This is a genomic window from Endozoicomonas sp. Z74 (genome assembly GCF_057680865.1).
In genome coordinates this window covers 1-19,354 of the sequence record NZ_JBLYZI010000063.1, presented here as the reverse complement: position 1 = coordinate 19,354, position 19,354 = coordinate 1, and the positions used below count along the sequence as shown (strand labels likewise).

The 19,354-nt window shown below is 50.3% G+C and carries 13 protein-coding genes; 10 read left to right on the top strand and 3 right to left on the bottom strand.

The window, feature by feature from the left end:
* Nucleotides 1-16: 16 nt before the first annotated feature.
* Together ACNRUY_RS17040 and ACNRUY_RS17035 are read right to left on the bottom strand one after the other, a co-directional pair.
* A complete protein-coding gene (locus ACNRUY_RS17040; protein WP_488112852.1) occupies nucleotides 17-598 on the bottom strand; it encodes an OmpA family protein in 582 nt (193 codons plus the stop codon).
* On the bottom strand, nucleotides 564-2,084 hold the full coding sequence (locus ACNRUY_RS17035) for a TolC family outer membrane protein (RefSeq protein WP_488112851.1): 1,521 nt from the start codon (nucleotides 2,082-2,084) through the stop codon (nucleotides 564-566). Before ACNRUY_RS17035 ends, ACNRUY_RS17040 begins: the two co-directional genes overlap by 35 nt.
* Before the next feature lie 282 nt (nucleotides 2,085-2,366).
* On the opposite strand from ACNRUY_RS17035, the gene ACNRUY_RS17030 reads away from it, so the two are divergent.
* From ACNRUY_RS17030 to rplT, 8 genes are all read left to right on the top strand, one after another.
* Nucleotides 2,367-4,517: a type I secretion system permease/ATPase gene (locus ACNRUY_RS17030; RefSeq protein WP_488112850.1), complete on the top strand. Its 2,151-nt coding sequence runs from the start codon at nucleotides 2,367-2,369 to the stop codon at nucleotides 4,515-4,517.
* Nucleotides 4,518-4,618: 101 nt separating this feature from the next.
* Nucleotides 4,619-6,541, top strand: coding sequence for a protein kinase domain-containing protein (locus tag ACNRUY_RS17025; protein WP_488112849.1), 1,923 nt, complete (start codon nucleotides 4,619-4,621; stop codon nucleotides 6,539-6,541).
* A gap of 60 nt (nucleotides 6,542-6,601) precedes the next feature.
* On the top strand, nucleotides 6,602-7,936 hold the full coding sequence (locus ACNRUY_RS17020; protein WP_488112848.1) for an HlyD family type I secretion periplasmic adaptor subunit: 1,335 nt from the start codon (nucleotides 6,602-6,604) through the stop codon (nucleotides 7,934-7,936).
* Between the two features lie 105 nt (nucleotides 7,937-8,041).
* Nucleotides 8,042-11,497 carry a hypothetical protein gene (locus tag ACNRUY_RS17015; RefSeq protein WP_488112847.1) on the top strand — a complete coding sequence of 1,152 codons (3,456 nt, stop codon included), beginning with the start codon at nucleotides 8,042-8,044 and terminating at the stop codon, nucleotides 11,495-11,497.
* A 279-nt stretch (nucleotides 11,498-11,776) separates the two neighbouring features.
* Nucleotides 11,777-13,699, top strand: a complete 1,923-nt coding sequence (thrS, locus tag ACNRUY_RS17010; RefSeq protein ID WP_488112846.1) for a threonine--tRNA ligase — start codon at nucleotides 11,777-11,779, stop codon at nucleotides 13,697-13,699.
* A 55-nt stretch (nucleotides 13,700-13,754) separates the two neighbouring features.
* Nucleotides 13,755-14,342: a translation initiation factor IF-3 gene (infC, locus tag ACNRUY_RS17005; protein ID WP_488112845.1), complete on the top strand. Its 588-nt coding sequence runs from the start codon at nucleotides 13,755-13,757 to the stop codon at nucleotides 14,340-14,342.
* Between the two features lie 160 nt (nucleotides 14,343-14,502).
* Nucleotides 14,503-14,694: a 50S ribosomal protein L35 gene (gene rpmI / locus ACNRUY_RS17000; RefSeq protein WP_020581312.1), complete on the top strand. Its 192-nt coding sequence runs from the start codon at nucleotides 14,503-14,505 to the stop codon at nucleotides 14,692-14,694.
* Nucleotides 14,695-14,728: 34 nt separating this feature from the next.
* The gene (rplT, locus tag ACNRUY_RS16995) at nucleotides 14,729-15,085 is read left to right on the top strand and encodes a 50S ribosomal protein L20 (RefSeq protein WP_488112844.1); all 357 of its coding nucleotides are present in this window, start codon (nucleotides 14,729-14,731) and stop codon (nucleotides 15,083-15,085) included.
* Between the two features lie 398 nt (nucleotides 15,086-15,483).
* Here the strand turns inward: rplT and ACNRUY_RS16990 are convergent, their stop codons facing one another.
* The gene (locus ACNRUY_RS16990; protein ID WP_488112843.1) at nucleotides 15,484-15,915 is read right to left on the bottom strand and encodes a DUF29 domain-containing protein; all 432 of its coding nucleotides are present in this window, start codon (nucleotides 15,913-15,915) and stop codon (nucleotides 15,484-15,486) included.
* A gap of 194 nt (nucleotides 15,916-16,109) precedes the next feature.
* Here ACNRUY_RS16990 and cas3 point away from each other — a divergent pair, with 194 nt between their 5' ends.
* Both cas3 and cas5c read left to right on the top strand, forming a co-directional pair.
* Entirely contained in the window at nucleotides 16,110-18,605 is a 2,496-nt protein-coding gene (gene cas3, locus ACNRUY_RS16985) for a CRISPR-associated helicase Cas3' (protein WP_488112842.1), read from the top strand.
* Nucleotides 18,606-18,834: 229 nt separating this feature from the next.
* On the top strand, nucleotides 18,835-19,254 hold the full coding sequence (gene cas5c, locus ACNRUY_RS16980) for a type I-C CRISPR-associated protein Cas5c (protein ID WP_488112841.1): 420 nt from the start codon (nucleotides 18,835-18,837) through the stop codon (nucleotides 19,252-19,254).
* Nucleotides 19,255-19,354 lie beyond the last annotated feature (100 nt).

Below are 19,354 nucleotides of genomic sequence, written 5' to 3'. Positions count from 1 at the left end.
GCGAACGCCACAAGAATCAGGTACTGGTGAGCACAGACCACTTTTTCGCGGGTTGTTGTTTTTTGTAAAGAATTTGAACCGTTACCCGACGGTTTGCCCGGTTGGCTTCAGGGGTTTCACCCTGAAGGGTTGGGTTTTGTTCACCCCGCCAGTGTATAGACAGACGGCTGGAGTCCATTTTCGTCAGGGTTTCAAGCCGCCTCAGCACATTTTCAGCCCGCTTCCGGGACAGTTTCATGTTGTAATCCGCCGAACCCGGACTGCTGGCATAACCGGTCAGTTCAACCCTTATTGATGACGGTGTCGTTGATGGTTCTGAGATCAAGTGGGCGATCTCCTTCATTGTGCTTTCTGAACTATTTGGCACCTCTGAAGTGTTCCGGTCAAAGTGGATCACTTTTTCTACTACTGTGACCTGCTCTTTCCAGTAAGGGCACCCATCGTTATCGACCAGAGTCTGTATTGGGGTATTGCTGCATTGATCTCTGGCATTGACTACTCCATCAGCGTCTGAATCATGGAGATCCAGAGATTGCACCTGGTAAGGGGACAGATGGTGAGCATTACTGGTGCATCCGGCCAGAATCACTATCGGCATCAACAGGCGCAGTATCAGGCACAGCCTCGGGTGAGGTGTCCATGGCAGCGTGTTCGGGGAGTGTTCGGGAGCCCTCATGGTTCGCATCCTCTTGGGGGTTCCAGTTGGAAGGAAGAGTCAGTCTTAAGGAATCCAGCAGTCGGCCGGTGATGTGCAGCAGCCGATAGTCGGCTTCAATCCGTGTAGTGAATGCCCGGTTCCAGGCCAGGGCGGCTTCAAGCTTTTCGTTTTCAGCATTCAGAACATCCAGCAGGGTACGTTCACCCAGTACAAACTGACGACGGTAGGCATTCACTGTATCCCTGCTGGCCTCAACATGGGTTTGCAGCCTGGGCAGCTGCAGTCCAAGCTGTTGTCTGGCCTCCCAGGAGAGGCGCGCCTCTTCCCGGGTGTCAATCAAAGCCTGCTGGTAGATATCTATGGCTTCATGCCAGCGACTGGCGGATGCCTTCATACGGGCAGAGTCCGCCCCACCGTTGAACAGGTTATAGCGGGCATGAAACATCAGTGTATAGTCATCGTCGCGCCCTTTGATGCCGTTCATGTTGTAATTCCAGCTGCGGGTTGCCTCTATGGAAAGCTCAGGAAAGAAATGACTTTTACTGGCGCTGTATTCATTGCTGGCGGCTTCGTTGTCCTGAAGCGCCGACTTCAACAGTGGAAAGTCCCTGCTAGCCATTAACAGAGCCTGCTCCAGGGATGCAGGCAGCATTCTGGAATCGGTGACCGGTTCATGGAGCTGGTCGGGTGTTTCACCTACCAGTCTCAGAAAGTGCGACCGGGCATCTTCAAGATTATTCTCAGCGGAAAGGACATTGGCATAGGCCCTGGCCAGCCGGCCATTGATTTGGCTAAGGTCTGCAGTGCTTTGAATGCCGGATTCTGAGCGCTTGAATATGTTGTAGTGAATCTCCTTATGGGCATCCAGATTTTTTTCCGCAAGGGACAGCGAGCGCTGAAGCATCAGGATAAGCAGGTAGTTCCTGATGACCTGCAGGGCCATTTCTGATGTGGAAGTCATCAGTCGATACTGCTCTGCCGTGGCCGCCGCATGAGTTTTTTTGCTGTCGTGTACTGTGGCAAATCCTTCAAAAATCACCTGGCGAAGTACGATAGAAGACTCATTCCGGCGCAGGTGGCTGTCGGCATTTGGGCCTCCGGATCGGGTGGTGGGGTTGGAACTCCACTCATGCCCGGTGGCCCCCTGAAGGTTCAGGGTAGGTAAAAAACGGGCTTTGGCAATGCGCTCTTCATGACTGCGGACCTGGACTTTATGAATGGCCTGATGAATGACTGGATTGCTCATGAGTGCCTTAGAGACGGCCTCTTCCAGGCTCTGGGCCTCAAGGCTGTCCGGGAAGGTTGAAAATGCCCATAGAGGAAGAAAAACAGTCTGGGCTACCCCCTTCCATGAAAAACGGGGAAACAAGCTGTTATTCACGGTAAAGAAAAAAAGCACAAAGGTGATAGCAGTCGTGTTTTTCATGGGATCAACCCGTTATATCGACCTGGATTTTGTATTGAACGAATGGAGGCTATAGGTGGGGGCGGAGCAAATAGCAAACCAGTAACCAACAGGCCCTGGGGGCCATACACAGGATGAAACGAACGACAAATACCTGATGATTGGCCTGCCTTATTCGAGGGGTAAGCATAGATCATTTTGCTGTTTTATTGATGATGGTTTCTGGCGCGATGGCAATGAGTGGTTTTGTACTCTAACTTTTCATTAGTCGTATATGGCGGTGGTAGCAGAAGATGCTTCCAGATGAAGAGTGAATATTATATGAGTCAGGATCCATTATTGGCTTGCCTGCTTTGGATGGCTGATTATTACGGGGTTCGGGTGCAGGCGGACACCATTTGCGCGGGCTTGCCTCTCGATTCTGGTTTTCTCGATGAATCCCTGTTGACTCGGGCATCAGCCAATGCCGGGCTGGCGATGTTTGAGAAAAAACTGTTTTTCGACAGCGCTTCAGACAAGGATTCTGACAGGAAGTGGGCAGCCCTGCTCAGCCAGTGTCCCAATGCCTGTCTGCCCTGCCTGGTATGGCTGGAGAACTCTCCGGTCATTCTCTGCCAGATTAAGGAGGGGTTGCTTCTTGTCCGAATGCCAGCCCAGGGAATGTCATCATTAGAACTGGAGGTGGGGGAGTTTATGAGTTGTTGTCGGGACAGAGTCGTCTTTTTCTCGCCGGTTGCAACAACCGATGAGCGCGAACCTGAACCGGGTTTTTCATGGCATAACCACTGGTTCTGGGGGCCTCTTTTAAAGGGGCGTGCAATTTATCGTGAAGTTCTGCTGGTGTCCTTGCTGGTTAACAGTTTTGCCCTGGCAGTCCCCCTGTTTGTCCGACTGATTTATGACCGGGTTATTCCCGGCATGGCCCTGACAACATTGAATGCACTGACTCTGGGTATTGTGCTGGTGATTACCTTTGAACTGGTCTGTCGGCAGCTGAGAATCCGTTTTATTGATCTGGCGGCCAAAAAGTCGGACTTGCTGATCTCCAGCGGATTGTTTGCCAAAGTAATGAGCGTCTCGATGGCATCGGGTCCGAATGCGGTTGGGGCTTTTGCACGACAGGTGCAGGATTTCGAGTCGATCCGTGAGTTTCTGACATCAACCACCCTGACTGCATTGGTGGACCTGCCTTTTGCCCTGTTGTTTCTTCTGGTTATTGGTTTCATGGGGGGAGGGCTGGTGTGGGTACCGGTGCTGTCCATTCTGTTCATGGTCATCATCAGCCTGTTGATTCAACCCGCTTTACGCCGGAGCATTGAGGAGAGCGAGCGGTTTTCTGCCAGAAAACACGGCGACCTGGTGGAAAGCCTGACTGGGCTGGAGAGCCTTCGATTGGCGGGTGCAGAGGGCTACTTTCAGAAGCGCTGGGAGCAGTCCACCGGGCATATGGCCACCTGGGGTTTGAAAACCCGTTCTATTTCCGGGCTGGTCACCGTCCTGGCAACCTGTGTTCAACAGCTTGCCACTGTTGCCACGGTGTATTTTGGTGTACTGGCGATTAATGTTGCAGCGATAAATCTGGGAGCGTTGATCGCTGTGATGATGCTTTCGGGAAGGGCTATTGCCCCATTTATGCAGCTGGCGCTCCTGACCACACGGTATCATCAGGCCAGAACCGCTTACGGGGTGATCAGTCGGCTGATGCGATCACCGGATGAGCATCAAACGGGCTATGCCCACCGCAAGGTAGACCGTATTCAGGGAAGGTTTGTTTGTGAACAGCTGTCGTTTTCATACCCGGGCGCTCCACTGCCTGCACTGAATGGAGTTTCTCTCACCATTGAGCCGGGTGAAAGGGTTGCAGTGCTGGGTCGCAGTGGCTCCGGGAAGTCGACACTGGCACGTCTGCTGGCCTCTCTTTACCAGCCGGATCAGGGCCAGGTATTTCTGGATGATATCGAGCTGAAGGCCATTCATCCACGCCAGGCTCGCAAACAAATAGGGTTTCTTGCCCAGGATCCCTGGTTGTTTCATGGTTCGGTCAGGGACAACATCAGCCTGGGAAGCCGGGATGCAAGAGACGACGATATTCTTGAAGTGGCCCGGGCCTGTGGTGTGACGACGTTTACCGGGAACTCAATGGCGGCCCTTGACTATCCGGTGGGGGAGGGAGGAAGGCGGTTGTCTGGAGGGCAGCGGCGCGCTGTTGCGCTGGCCAGAGCCATGCTGGGAAACCCCATGGTTTTGATACTGGATGAACCCACCGCCCATATGGACAGTATTCTCGAGGATAAGGTTACCCGTTTGTTAAGAGGGCTTTCCGGTGAGCGAACCCTTATGGTAATGACCCATAAGCGAAACCTGCTGACAGTGGTGGATCGGGTGGTGATTTTAGAGGGGGGACGGCTGGTCAATGATGAAGTGGCAGACTCCAGTAGCGTTGGGAGCAGATGATGTGCATCAGGCTGAAAACCCATTCATCCCTCACCAAATTCGGACTGTTATGCTTGAGCTTGTGTGTAATCTCAGTTGTTGAGGGTCAAATTGACAGGGTATTGGATAAGTCACAGCTGACAGGCGTGGCTGTACTTTTTCTGGCCAATAGAATGATGCCTCCAAAACCTGAAAAAGTGTCGAACCCTTTCAATCACTCTATACCTCTGATGGAGAGGGTGGATCTTTTTGAAGAAAGTCCATTTGACTCTGAATCCTCCATTCTCTGGAAGACCTACGGCCTCTTGAGCAAGCCGGAAACAACGGAGGAGGATATGTATGAAGAGTTTCGAGACCGCAACTTTGATCAAGAGCCTGATGGTAAAATACAGTGCTGTGGTTGGAATATAAATCCTCGATTTTCGGATGAAGTCAAAGATAGCCTGGTTGATCATGGTTGCTGTTCAAATGTCAGAGGGGTGCTGGTTACTGCTGGTGATGAAAAGGAAATTTCTGATGAAAAGTCAGATAAGGCAGTTATTGACGATGACCAGGATGAGGGAGTTGATTTTGAAGCTTTGGATGGGTTTAGTGATTCAAGAAATGTTGGGGTGTTTATTAAGCTTTGGCATGACTCTTCGGAGCGTATTAAGGCTAAAGATCTTCTTCTGAAGAGCCAAAAACAAGATAGAAATTTAACTGATTTGGAAAAGATGAACTTGTCGGTCATTAAAGATTGTTTGAGTCAGATTTGGAAGGATTCCAAACCTGAGAATAGGGTGAATCCTTTGTGGTCTCACCAGTTTGATGGAAGAGATTCCTACTTTGAGGTTACGCTGGGTTCTCATAAATATACAATAAAGGAAACCTTGCTGTCAGGCTATATACCAGAGGCAACAACGCATAAGGTGGTTCGGAAAAGATTGATGTTAGACAGGGAGATAGAGTTTTTGCGGGGCTTTGATCACGATAATCTACCAAAGTTTTATATGAGGGTTTGCTTTGATTTAAAAGGTAGCGACTTTATAGTTATGGATTACTGTGGCTGGCCATTAAATGTTTGGTTCTATCGGACGAGATATACGGATAAAAATTATTTTAACCTTTCAAAGATAATATATCAGGCTTATTGTGCTCTTGGTTATTTGCATGGATGTGGGATTGTGCATGGTGGAATTTCTGCAACCACCATGATGGTGTCAGATCAACACAAGCTGAAACTTGTGGATTTTTCCTGGGCTGGCTCCGTCGGAGAATATACGGAGTTAAGGTTAAGGGGGTACAGTTCCCGGAAACAGAGGCAAGAGAAAAAAAGACATGAACGTGATGATTTGTTTGCTTTAGCTACAGTTGTGATGAACTGTTCACTATACCGTGGTGGTTATCTGCAGCATGTTTTTTCATACAACGCAATGGATGGCTTTAATAAAGTCAGGCTTGTTGATGAAGTTGTTGAATGGGCTGAAACAATAGAAGTGGAAGGTTGTAAGTATGAGGAGTTTTTGGTTTTACGGTTGAATTTGTTAGAGTATCCATTTGGAATGGATGTTACCCAATCATTGAATTTAAGTTGTTTGGAAAGAGGAGCGTATATTACATCTCTTGTGTTTTGTGCAGGGGTTACGTTTATGGATGGTGAAGATCACTTTCTTGCTGCAGAAGATATGAGGAGTATTTTACATTATCTTCTTTTTGGAAGTGATAAGTATGCGTACAGATACAATAGGTGTGCTTATTTTCTGAAGCCACAATCTGATACATGGAGTAATTCTAATTATTGGGATGGTAATGAGGGGGGAGTTTATTCTTTGTTCGCCACTAAAGATGTGGAGGGGGCGTCTCCTGAGTTTGAAAGTTTTGAAGAAATTGCTGCACGTTGTCAACAAAATCAGCCCGCGGGGCACAGAGGTTGGGATTTGAGAACTTTTTGTGAAGCCCTGAAACATAATCGTTTATGTTCTGGGAAAATATCGGACAGTAGCATGGCTTTACCGACAAGCGAAATAGATGAATGCTATAAATGCCTGCAGCAGAATGAGGATTAAGGAAGGTGCGAATAAGTCCTTTTTCAGGTGATTATTGCCTCTTCTGAGGCATAGAAGTCAATGAACAATAGTTGGCATCAGTGGCTTCTGGATACATCAGACGGTTCACGTCAGGCAGAACTTCTCAATACCAAAGTTTCCCAGCGCTGGTTTGTCTGGCTGTTGCTGCTGTTGGTGGTCAGCCTGTTGATCTGGGCGTCTTTTGCTGAAATGGATGAGGTGGTCACCGGTTCTGGCAGGATTATTCCGGCCAGTCGGGTTCAGGAAATCCAGAGCCTGGATGGGGGTACTCTGAAGTCCATTGAGGTTCATGAGGGCCGCCTGGTAAAAGCCGGTCAGGTGCTGTTGCAGGTGGATGAAACCCGCTACCAGTCTTCTTTCCGGGTGAATGAAACAGAGCTGGAAGGCATAAACGGTACCCTTGCACAGCTGGAGTCGGAGCTGGTAGCCATTCACCAGGATGGGGTGGGGAACTGGACTGTGTACCGGGAGGCAAGGATTGCTTTTCCAGAGGGTTATGCCGCCAGGTGCCCTGAGCTGGCAGATAACCTTCAGGCGGTTATGGAGAAAAAACTGGCTGCCCTGAGCAGTCAGATGGATATCCTGGACCGTCAGGTTGTGCAGAAGCGTCAGGAGTTGAATGAACTGGTGGAGAAAGTCAGAACCCTATCCCGCAGTGCCAGCCTGATCGAGGAAGAGATTCAACTGAAGGAACCCTTGGCTCGGGAGGGGGTTGTTCCCCGGGTAGAAATTATTGCTCTGGAGCGAAGGGCCAATGATCTGCGTGGTGAGTTAACCAGTGCCCGGATAATGGTACCGGGGTTGGAGGCGGCACTGGCGGAATCGGTCAGTCGCTCCAGGGATCTGGTTATTCGTTACCGTGCTGACCTCCAGAAAGAGCTGCAGGAAACCCGGGAGCGGTTTAACAAACTGGTGGAGGGGCAGGTGGGGCTGGAAGACCGGGTTAACAAAACACTGCTGAGATCTCCCGTGGACGGTGTGGTAAAGGCGATTTATGTTCATACGCCCGGCAGTGTCATTCAACCGGGTACTACGCTGGTGGAGGTGGTGCCCTCCGATGATCGACTGTTGGTGGAAGCCCGGGTTCAACCGTCGGATATTGCTTTTCTGCGACCGGGACAGAAGGCTGTGGTCAAGCTGACCGCCTATGAGTTTGCTTCTTATGGCAGCCTGAAGGGGGAAGTGGGCTCTATCAGTGCTGATACGCTGGAAGATGACCGGGGGCTGGCCTATTACCGGGTAAAGGTGGTGGTGCCGGATCAGGGAGGGGAGTTGACATTACTGCCCGGCATGACGGCGGTGGTGGATATCCTGACCGGGGAACGAACCGTTATGGACTATTTGCTGTCTCCTGTGCTTAAAGGGTTTCAATAAACTTGTTGGTCTGTTCAGTTAGAGTGATAAATGCCTTGGTTTAATTAACCGGGGGCACTCCCTGGCCGATGATTCCTGTAATCAAACGGATTTTGAAAAACAACCATGCCTATTTCTCCTGAAAGCCAGAAGCCTTCTCCTAATCCCCAGACCGGGCAGTCCCAGGCCTCCAGTAAAAGCAGTAAAAAAAAGAAAGGCAGAAAAAAGCATGCTTCCAGGGAGGTGGAAACTCTGCCTGGAGATCAGGGCGCGTCCAAAGTGGCGGTCAAGGATTCTCCCCCAAAATCTGACATTTCCCAGGGAAGTCGTCCATTAATTCCCGTATCGGTCAAACCATCGGAATTGAACCCAAAGGTGTTGGTTCCCGGAAGTCGAAAAGTATTGCCTCCGGAGGAGGTTGCATTCAGGGCGGATCAGCTGGACAGGCTGTACGCTGAAATACAGCGTATGGAAACTAAATTGAAAAGCATAATCCCAAAAGTCCGTGTCTCCTGTGATCTTCAGGGTTACAAGGTAACACCTGCTGGTATTGATGAAAAGTTGGCGATCCTGGAACAGAAAGTGGATCAATATCAATGCATATTATGGGAGGCCTACCCGTCTGTCCGCAGTATGGCTGGCAGTGATCAGCAGTTTCTGGCTGATGTAGAGAGCCTGGGGGCGGAAAAAGCATTGGCGTCAGAAGTTGAGCAAACTCGGGCACAGGGATCCCGGCAAATGCTGGAGGAAAAGTTTTGGAAGGGTATGCTTCTGACTAAGACCTTGCTCGAGTATAAGATAAAACAGGTGGAGGCCAACCTGGCAGTTACTCTCAATATCAGAGAGAACGTCAATAAGGGAGCAAATAAAGGTATTGCCTCTGAACGCTTCCAGCTTTTTATTGGAGACACTCTGAATTTATTGCAGCGACTATACCTCTTTCTACACGCATCGAAAAAACTGGATAAGGCACCAGATCCTTTCAGTGAGAGTATGATCCAGCAGGTGATGAAGTGTGGCCAGAGATTAATGCTTCAGCTTCATTCAGCTTCAAACTATTTTTATGTGGAGGAAGAGGTTCATGTACTGAAAGCTCTTTTGGCACCCAGTAAAGGGGCAGTGATGGAGTGGCTTGATCAGTTTGATATTTCAAAATTCAGCGAGCCTGATTATGCCAGTAAATACCCCACCCTTCCTCTTGATCTGGTTATTGGTTACTGCCTTGTGGGGGAGGTTGAAGCGGCGCTTAATGTCACTTGTCAATTGAGACAGATGATTCCGCATATCCCCTTTGATGAGGAGTTACTGCAGCTGACAATAGATGAGCTGCAGTTCATTAGCCAGAGCCTGAAGCCTCAGGAGAAAGGGGTTCAGGAAGGGAAGAAAAAAGCAAAGCAGTTTCAGTCGTTGCTTCTGGAGTTGCAAAGCATATTAAATAAGCTTGCAGAGAGTGGGCAGGTGTCCCATGAAATGCACTATGAAATAACTGGTGATATTAATGGTTTGGCAACCGATGCCATGGAGTGGTTGTCAGTCTACACCAGAGCCGAAAAAATCGCTGATGGTCATGCCCAGGAGTTGATTGAGGAAGAAGATGAGGAGCGACACAGGGCTATGCTTTATCGGCTCAAGCGGCTTAGACGGTCTGGTGGGCGCCAACGGGCCGCTGGCAAAGCTGCGGGTGAGACTGCAGTAATAGAGCAAACTGTTAAAGAGGAGGGAGCAGAAAAAGAGGAAAAAGAGTTCCAGCTTCATCGGAAAATTGAGCAGGCTATCACGTGGAATTTTGCAGGTGCCGCCATCGAAAGTATTGCTCGACAGCTGAAGGAAGTAGAACGGGAAGGGAGCCCGATGGACATTGCCATGGCGCGTTATGCGATGGCGGATATTGCCCAGTACCGGATCGATAAGCAGTTCTCCTGCAAAGAGTTCCAGCAATGCGAACGAAGTTACGCCTATATAGATGCGTTTGAGATGGCTGTCCGGCAGAAGGCGTTGCCGGGACTGATCCTGGACCATACGTTTTGCAATGCTATGGAGGTTTATGCCAGGTCCGCGGGGTCACTGACTGCTGATTTGCTCCGGGCAAAGCTGGCTTTTGAAGCATTTAATAGTTACTGCTTTGAACGTGAAGAAGTGCTGGATGAACTGGCGGATAAAATTGTTGAACTCAATGACGGGCTTGAGAGGCTGTCTGGCAAGGCCAAACAGGTTTCAGAAAGGTGTGAGAAGCTGGTTGAGCTGTACCCACTGCGTGGAGGCGTTCTTGTCCAGGAAGGTATACGTGGCTCCGGTAAAAATAATAAGGCTCAAGAGCTTAAAGCTCATTACCATGAGCTTGAAAAAAAAGGCCGTAACATTGGTGTGTGCTGTGGGAAAATAGAAGCCCTGTTAAAGGGCGAGACCTACCAATCGGCCAGACAGTGTCTCGATAAAGATCAAGCAAAAGGTGAAGTGGTTGAGAGTCGGGCCAAACCGGAAACGGAGGTCACTGACCCAGAACGAGGGAGGTCCTCCAGTCGTTCTTTAACGCCGGAAGGCGCAACACAAGGCGATGAGGGAGTGATGCCTGGTTCTGGGAAAACCTTGGAACACTGTGTACCAGGAAACCTACGGCCACAATTGAACAGACAATGTTCTTTGGGCGAGCTGGACGCATTTGTGATACAGCTGGAGGGGCTGGGGCCGTTCAGAGACGATGACTGGGGGCCTGACAGCGCTGGGGAGTACCACCCCATTAATGTTCTGGCTGATGCCACTGGACGGGCTGTTATGCTCACGATCAGTGAAGAAAAGTTTATTGTGTACCCTCAGGCGGGAACCCGGTTTTCTCGTCATGATCAGGTCCGTCATTCAGATGTGATCCCCAAAAAACTGATCCGCCTCAATCTGTCTCAGTCTTCAGTACCTGTATTGACGGATAAGAGTAATAGAGCCAGAAAGGCTGGAGTTGAAGCCAGTGGGGATCGTGTGCTCGCTTTTGGCTATTCACTGAGGGATGATTTAGTGGATGCTATATGCTGGTGTTTCGGGAAAACGGATAACCATTGGCGGGTTACCCAGACAGGCTGCGAGGCAATCAGGCCCGCGCCCGCTACAGCAGAGGGAGAAGACAGTAAAAAACGGGAGCCTGAGGCAGAAAGGATAGCCGGTATTTCAAGAGCTGATATTGAAGGCCTGTTTAATCATTACGTCTACAACAACCTGAAACAAAGGCATCTTCGTTCCGGTCAGTCTGTATCAACAGCCATGATCAACCAGGAAGAATGGCTGAAAAAATATCAGGAGAGAAAGCTTTTTGATCTGGAAGACGCGCATCAGTTCATGTTTCAGTGGCCTGAGCAGGAAGCGGGCAGAGCCTTTGATTATTCGAGCCTTGAACAGGATTTACTGGTGCTTGCAGAGGCTCTTAATATGCCCATTACGGCGGAGCTGGACCTGAGGGATGTCCGGCTTTACGAGCCCGGCATGAAAAAGAAAAATTATGTTAAGGATCGTGATCCGGAACCGGTTCTGACACTGATTCGGGTTCAGGATAGCTGGTATGCCTCACCTGAGCACTACTGGGGGGAGGAGGCATAAACTGAGCGGTCTCCAGGGGAATGATGCCTTGACAGCACCAGGCTCCAACCTTGAAAATAGACCGGTAAAACCTGCGATTTTCTCCCATCCCCTGTTCAGGCGGATGGCGCCTCTACTCCGTTCAGTCGAGATCGAGAAAATCCATGCAATCCCTGGTATGGATTGCCACTGGTTGAAGGCCTCCAGCCCTTCGTATGGGTTGAAAAGAGGTCAAATGAACAAGCAGCCTCCGGTAAGGGTTGCCACTGAAATAAACTGTACACATTTAAGGATTTCTTCATGCCTGTAATTACGCTTCCCGATGGCAGCAAGCGCGAGTTTGCCGATGCCGTATCCGTAATGGAAGTTGCCCAGGACATCGGTCCCGGGCTGGCCAAGGCGACCCTGGCGGGGCGCGTCAACGGTCAGCTGGTGGACGCCAGCACCCCGATTGCCGAAGACTCGGAGCTTGCCATCATCACCGCCCGGGATGAAGAGGGTGTGGATGTGATTCGCCACTCCACCGCTCACCTGCTGGCCATGGCCACCCAGGACCTCTTTCCTGGTGCCCAGGTCACCATTGGCCCGGTTATTGAAAACGGGTTCTACTACGACTTTTCCTATGAGCGGGCCTTTAATCTGGAAGACCTGGCCCGAATCGAAAAGCGTATGGAAGAGCTGGCCAGGCAGGATCTGGTCATTGAGCGGGTGCTGATGAGCCGTGAACAGGCCGTGGATACCTTCAGGGACATGGGTGAAGCCTACAAGGTCGAGATCATCAATGACCTGCCTGAGGGTGAAGAAATTTCTGTTTATCGCCAGGGCGAATGGATGGACCTTTGCCGTGGGCCTCACGTTCCTTCCACTGGCAAGCTGAAAGCCTTCAAGCTGATGCGGGTGGCAGGAGCCTACTGGCGCGGTGACTCCAATAACGAGATGCTGACCCGCATCTACGGCACCGCCTGGGAAGACAAGAAAGCCCTGAAAGCCTACCTGAAGCGACTGGAAGAAGCCGAAAAGCGGGATCACCGCAAACTGGCCAAAAAGCTGGACCTGTTCCATATGCAGGAAGAGGCTCCGGGCATGGTGTTCTGGCACCCCAATGGCTGGGCGATTTACCAGGAGCTTGAGCAGTACATGCGCAACAAGCAGCGCCTGGCCGGTTATGAAGAGATCAAGACCCCTCAGCTGGTGGACCGTAGCCTCTGGGAAAAGTCCGGGCACTGGGATAAATATTCCGAAGACATGTTCACCACCAGTTCCGAAAACCGGGATATGGCCATCAAGCCCATGAACTGCCCCTGTCACGTTCAGGTGTTCAACCAGGGCCTGAAGAGCTACCGTGACCTGCCTCTGCGTCTGGCGGAATTTGGTTCCTGCCACCGTAACGAGCCATCCGGTGCGCTCCATGGCATCATGCGGGTGCGGGGTTTTGTCCAGGACGATGCCCATATCTTTGTAACGGAAGACCAGATTCAGGAAGAAGTGTGCGAGTTCATTGACTTCCTCCATGACGTTTACGATGACTTCGGTTTTGAGCGGGAAAACCTGATTTACAAGCTCTCCACCCGTCCGGAAAAGCGGGTTGGATCCGATGAAATCTGGGACAAAGCCGAAAAAGCCCTGGCAGAAGCCCTGGATGCCAAGGGGCTACCCTGGGAAGAACTCCCCGGAGAAGGTGCCTTTTACGGACCCAAGATCGAATTTTCCCTGAAAGACTGCATTGGCCGGGTGTGGCAATGTGGCACCATGCAGGTAGACTTCTCCATGCCAGGGCGTCTGGGTGCCGAGTATGTGGATGAAAACGGTGAGCGCCAGACCCCGGTCATGCTGCACCGGGCAACCCTTGGGTCCTTTGAGCGCTTTATCGGTATCCTGATTGAGCATTTTGAAGGGGCCATGCCTGCCTGGCTGGCTCCGACCCAGGCGGTGATCCTGAATATCACCGACCGCCAGGGCGAATATGCGCAAAAACTGGAAAAAAACCTGTCTGAACAGGGTATCAGGGTAAAAGCGGACTTGAGAAACGAGAAGATCGGCTTTAAAATCCGCGAGCACACCTTAATGAAAGTGCCTTATCTGCTGGTGATCGGCGATAAGGAAATGGAAAACAACACGGTTGCCGTACGAACCCGAACCGGTGAAGATCTGGGCGTCATGCCCATTGAAGCCTTTACGGAACGTCTGGCAGCGGATGTTAACAAGCGCGGCCGTTCTGAATAAGACCCGCACTGCTTGAATGTAATGTGCCGCAGCCACCAACACTCTTGTAACATGAGTGGCTGCAGGCACGTATCTGGTTGCTTACACAGGAGATACAACCATCAGACGCAACAGCTTCCGTGATCGTCGCCCTCAAAAGGCTCCGATTAATGAAAATATCCGTGCAAAAGAAGTCCGCCTCATTGCCGCCGACGGAGAACAGGTCGGTGTTGTAGACATACGTGACGCTTTGAACATGGCCCAGGAAGCGGGGCTGGATCTGGTTGAGATCAACGCAACCAGCGAACCGCCCGTCTGTAAGATCCTGGATTACGGTAAGCACCAGTACGAAACGAAAAAGCAGAAAGCGGCGGCCAAGAAAAAGCAGATTCAGATCCAGGTGAAAGAAGTCAAGTTTCGCCCGGGCACTGAAGAAGGGGATTACCAGGTAAAACTGCGCAACCTGGTACGTTTCCTGACTGAGGGCAACAAGGCGAAGGTTTCCCTTCGTTTTCGTGGTCGTGAGATGGCTCACCAGGAGCTGGGCATGGAGCTGATGAAACGGGTCGAGGCTGACCTGGAAGAACTCGGCACTGTGGAACAGCGTCCTAAAATGGAAGGCCGTCAACTGATCATGGTGATTGCCCCGAAAAAGAAGAAGTAATTCGTTATCGCAGAAACCGGGAGCTTCCCCCTGACTGAAGCCCAGGCTTGAGTTGAGGAGGCTGCCGGTTTTTTCGTGAATTACCGTTTTTTTAATGATCCCGACACTGCCTTGTTTCTTAAAGGGTTCAAGCAGTGATCGCGAATGCGGAGTGTTTTTCATGCCAAAGATGAAAACCAACAGTGGAGCTGCGAAGCGTTTCAAGAAAACCGCTTCCGGCTACAAGCGTAAAGGTGCCTTCAAGAGTCACATCCTGACCAAGATGACCACCAAGCGTAAGCGTCAGCTGCGTGGTACCTCCCTGGTATCTCCGGCCGACACCGGTCTCGTCAAGCGTATGCTGCGCGACTAATCGCTTTTTTGATCATTTTTTGGAGAGATAACTCATGGCACGTGTAAAGCGTGGCGTCATTGCACGCCGTCGTCACAAGAAGGTTCTGAAGCAGGCTAAAGGTTACTACGGAGCGCGTTCACGCATCTTCCGTGTAGCCAAGCAGGCTGTCACCAAAGCCGGTCAGTATGCTTACCGCGACCGTCGTCAGCGTAAGCGTCAGTTCCGCGCTCTGTGGATTGCCCGTATCAATGCGGGTGCCCGCATGAACGGTCTGTCCTACAGCCGCTTCATCGCTGGTATGAAGAAAGCGGCTATCGAGATCGACCGTAAGGTTCTGGCGGACCTGGCCGTTCACGACAAGGCTGTTTTCGGTCAACTGGTTGAAAAGGCAAAAGCCGCTCTGGCTTAAGTTTTTACACCGGTTATTGAAAGGCTCCCGACTTCGGTCCGGAGCCTTTTTTATGGCCATGGATGGCCTGTATGCTGGCAACGCATGGAGCGGTTGCCAGTATATGTGTTTGGATGGCCTGTATCCTGGAAATCCACGACCACAAGGATGTGGGAGCTAGAGCGACGCAGGATGCCAAAGCCGTGGAGCGGTTTTCGGGGTATGGTTTGGATGGCCTGTATGCTGGCAACGCATGGAGCGGTTGCCAGTATATGTGCATGGATGGCCTGTATGCTGGCAACGCATGGAGCGGTTGCCAGTATATGTGCTTGGATGACCTGTATCCTGGAAACGCACGACCACAAGGATGTGGGAGCTAGGGTGACGCCGGATGCCAAAGCCGTGGAGCAATTTCCAGGTTATGGCCAAAACTGCTCATCCGTCGCTTGTTGATAATCCCAGGGGCATTCACGGGGAAACGTGCTCTCAGGCAATCCCGTCTCATTGGCAGCCTTTAAGGTGGCCACATGGTAGGCATCCTCCATGGACTCAGGGATTTTGGGCTTCAGGCCGGGGCTTTTCCGGATGCGAATAGCCAGTCTGCGACGCTGCTCACCGATAGTGCCTTTCCAACTACTACTGCGCTGCACTGGTTGATATTGCCATTTAAGCAAGTGCATTAGCAAAATGATTAGCCGATTATCCAGCTCAATCAGTTCACTGCTCCCCATTGCCTCGAGCTCCTTGGCAATATTGTTGATATCTGCCCTGGCCAGTTGTCCTGGTTTTAAAAGAGCACTTTGCTCATTGGCCCAGCTGTAAAAATCGCTGTGATAACGGTTTTTTCCCATAAGGTTCTCCTTTTTAAGACACTCCGTTTGTGGCCAGCATAGTCATTCATTTCAGTTTGTTAGTTGATAGCAGTCCGACAGGGAGCAGCAAAGATGCGACTGAGGTGGATGGAGGTGGTGTGTACAAGTAACATTAGTGGTTCAATATTAGTTTGATGCCTTTTTGGGGCTTGCTTAATGAGCGGGAGTGAAAGGTGGAGTTTTTAGCGCACATTCGCACACGGAGAGAACGGAGCGCAGGAGGCAGGGGAGATAAGGATAAGCAGCTGCTTGCGGTACACCTGTCAGAAACTGCTGATGAAGCTGGTAAAAATCTTAAGGCCATGGGGTTGGAAAAACTGGGTGAGCTGGTTGGTCTACTCCACGATTTTGGTAAATACAGTGAACAGTTTCAGCACTATTTACAGTCGGCGACGGGGTTGATTGACCAGGATGCGGATGAATATATCGACCCGAAATATCATAAGGGAAAAATTGATCACTCATCAGCAGGGGCTCAATATATCTGGCAGCAATTGGGCAGTGGAGGAAACAAGCTGGCACAGTTAGTGGCTCAGATGGCGGCGCTGTGTGTCGCTTCCCACCACTCTGGACTGATAGATGTATTGAAGCCGGATGGAGTTGATAATTTCAGGCAGCGTATGGATAAGCCTGATCAGAAAACAAATCTGGAGGAAGCAAAAACGCAGGCTGACCCGCAAATTTTGCAGCGTGCTGAAGAATTGCTGAATGACCCGCAGCTTCTGCTTGGTTGTAAAGTGGTGATTCAGTCAATTAATAATAACAATCCGGGTGATCGCAGTTCCCAGCAGTTTTGTCAGGGGCTTTTAACCCGTATGGTATTCAGTGCCCTGATCAATGCCGATCGAACCAATAGTATTGATTTTGAGTGGCCGGAAAAAGCAGCGGCCAGACAGTCCGGTCAATATCGATCCTGGCCGTTACTGGCGGAACGGCTCGAAGAAAAAATGAAAACCTTTACTATTGTCAGTGAGCTTGACCGCCTTCGAGCTGAAATATCGGATCACTGTCTTAAAGCAGCCGATAGGAAGCAGGGTGTTTTTACTCTCTCTGTGCCAACGGGGGGCGGTAAAACCTTATCCAGCCTGCGTTTTGCCCTGAAACATGCCGATAAGCATGAGCTGGAGAAAGTTATTTTTGTGCTGCCTTTTACCACCATTATTGAGCAAAATGCAGAGGAAGTACGGAAAATTCTGGAAACAAGCGCTGGTGAAAAGCCCCACTCGATTGTGCTTGAACATCACTCCAACCTGCTGCCGTCGGAAGATGAAGAAGATAAAAAAAATCACTGGCGGAACTTGCTGTTGTCGGAGAATTGGGATGCTCCCATTGTATTTACTACCAGTGTCCAGCTTCAGGAGTGTCTGTTTGCCCGTGGCACACGGGCTGTTCGACGTATGCACCAGCTCGCTAATGCGCTGATTGTTTTTGATGAAATTCAGTCACTGCCTGTAAAAATGGTGCACCTGTTTTGCAATGCCATGAACTTTCTGGTGGAGCAGTGCCAGAGTTCTGTTGTGCTATGTACGGCAACCCAGCCTCTGCTTCATCAGGTGGACTCGGACAAGGGGGCGTTAAGGTTAAGCGATCGGCATGAGATTATGCCTGATCCAGACAAGCTGTTTGCCCAGTTGAAGCGCACTGTAATAGAAGACAGAACCCGCCCTGAAGGCTGGAGTAATAAAGCGGCTGCTGAACTGGCGCTGAGTCATGTCAATCGTTATGGCAGTTGCCTTGTGGTTGTCAATACCAAAGCAGCTGCAATGACGATTTACACGTTATGTGAACAAGAGGGCATTGCTACCTTTCATTTAAGTACCAATATGTGCCCCCAGCACAGACGCCGAGTTTTGCAAGACATTCGTGGCTGGCTTGCTGCCGACAAACCTGTTCTTTGTATCAGTACACAATTGATCGAGGCAGGAGTGAATATTTCCTTTGCATCCGCCATTCGCTATCTGGCGGGGCTGGATTCCATTGCCCAGGCGGCCGGGCGTTGTAACCGGCATGGTGAAAGGGATATGGGGGTTGTGAGTGTTATTAATGCAGCCGAAGAGAAGCTGGAGTATTTACCAGAGATTGAAAAAGGGCAAGAGATTACTCAGCGTATACTGGATGAGTTCAGGAAAAGCCCGAAAAAACTGGATCATGACCTGCTCTCGCCGAGAGCCATGACCCGGTATTACGAGGAATATTTTTTCGTGCGGGCAAACGAGATGAGTTATTCCATCTCAGGCAGAAAGACTTCTGAGCAGGATGACACGTTGTTGAGAATGCTCTCTTCCAATAATTATGCGCTGAAGAAATATCGCAAGATTGCAAAGCCTCAACCGCATTTGCAGTACCAGTCATTCACTACAGCCGCCGGACATTTTCAGGCCATTGATGCTCATACCCGAGGCGTTATCGTTCCTTATGGTGACAAAGGAAAGGAGTTTATTGGTGATTTGCTTGCAGCTCCTACACTGGCGACACAGAAGGAGGTATTAAGGCAGGCGCAGCCCTGTACGGTGAATATTTACCCGCACACCCTGAAAAAGTTAATGGATCAAGAGGCGCTTTATACACCACAGGGTTCTGACTTTTTATGTCTGGATGAAAAGTATTACAGCGACGAGTTTGGTCTGTGTACTGAACCTGTTCAACCAATGGATCCAATGATCTGCTAAAAAAGGGAGGCGCAGCCTCACTTGTTGCAAGCAACAAAATCCAAGTTTCAATTCACGCACCAGCCTATGATGCGACAAACCCAATTAATAAAGAAGATTAGCTGACATTAATCAAGGCTAACGGAAAAAAAGAAGGTAGAACATTGTGAAACAGCATTCATTTGCTACCTTCAATATGAAATTTTAAGTAAGCTACTAAATCCAAGAAAAGCTTTATTCGGGAGACCCTTTGAAAAACTCGATAGCTTTCAGGGTTAGCGGTCGTTATGCCCTGTTTACCGACCCAGTGACCAAGCTGGGTGGGGAAAAATGCAGTTACCAGATACCGACCTATGAGGCGCTGAAAGGTATCTGTCGTTCAATATACTGGAAGCCGACGCTGATTTGGGTGGTTGACCGGGTTCGGGTGATCAAGCCATTCCAGACCCAGTCTAAAGGAATGAAACCGCTGGATTACAGCGGAGGGCAGCACAGTCTTGCCATCTATAACTACTTGTATGATGTGGAATATCAGGTTGAGGCGCATTTTGAGTGGAATACCCACCTGCCTGAGCTTGCTAAAGATCGTATTGATGGCAAGCACTTCCAGATAGCCCGCCGAATGCTCGAACGGGGAGGCAGGCAGGGCAAAAACATGATCACCAATTGAACAGCGCCATCAAGAAACAGCCTGTATAATCAGGGTTTTTCCTGTCTTTCGATGTCTGCAAAAGCCCTGTTTTCCAAATTCTCCTCGCTCACTGATAAGC

Bases quoted from the DNA above. Each gene is read 5' to 3' on its own strand.
- ACNRUY_RS17040 (WP_488112852.1), bottom strand. From the start codon at position 598: ATGCCGATAGTGATTCTGGCCGGATGCACCAGTAATGCTCACCATCTG.
- ACNRUY_RS17035 (WP_488112851.1), bottom strand. From the start codon at position 2,084: ATGAAAAACACGACTGCTATCACCTTTGTGCTTTTTTTCTTTACCGTG.
- ACNRUY_RS17030 (WP_488112850.1), top strand. From the start codon at position 2,367: ATGAAGAGTGAATATTATATGAGTCAGGATCCATTATTGGCTTGCCTG.
- ACNRUY_RS17020 (WP_488112848.1), top strand. From the start codon at position 6,602: ATGAACAATAGTTGGCATCAGTGGCTTCTGGATACATCAGACGGTTCA.
- ACNRUY_RS17015 (WP_488112847.1), top strand. From the start codon at position 8,042: ATGCCTATTTCTCCTGAAAGCCAGAAGCCTTCTCCTAATCCCCAGACC.
- thrS (WP_488112846.1), top strand. From the start codon at position 11,777: ATGCCTGTAATTACGCTTCCCGATGGCAGCAAGCGCGAGTTTGCCGAT.
- rpmI (WP_020581312.1), top strand. From the start codon at position 14,503: ATGCCAAAGATGAAAACCAACAGTGGAGCTGCGAAGCGTTTCAAGAAA.
- rplT (WP_488112844.1), top strand. From the start codon at position 14,729: ATGGCACGTGTAAAGCGTGGCGTCATTGCACGCCGTCGTCACAAGAAG.
- ACNRUY_RS16990 (WP_488112843.1), bottom strand. From the start codon at position 15,915: ATGGGAAAAAACCGTTATCACAGCGATTTTTACAGCTGGGCCAATGAG.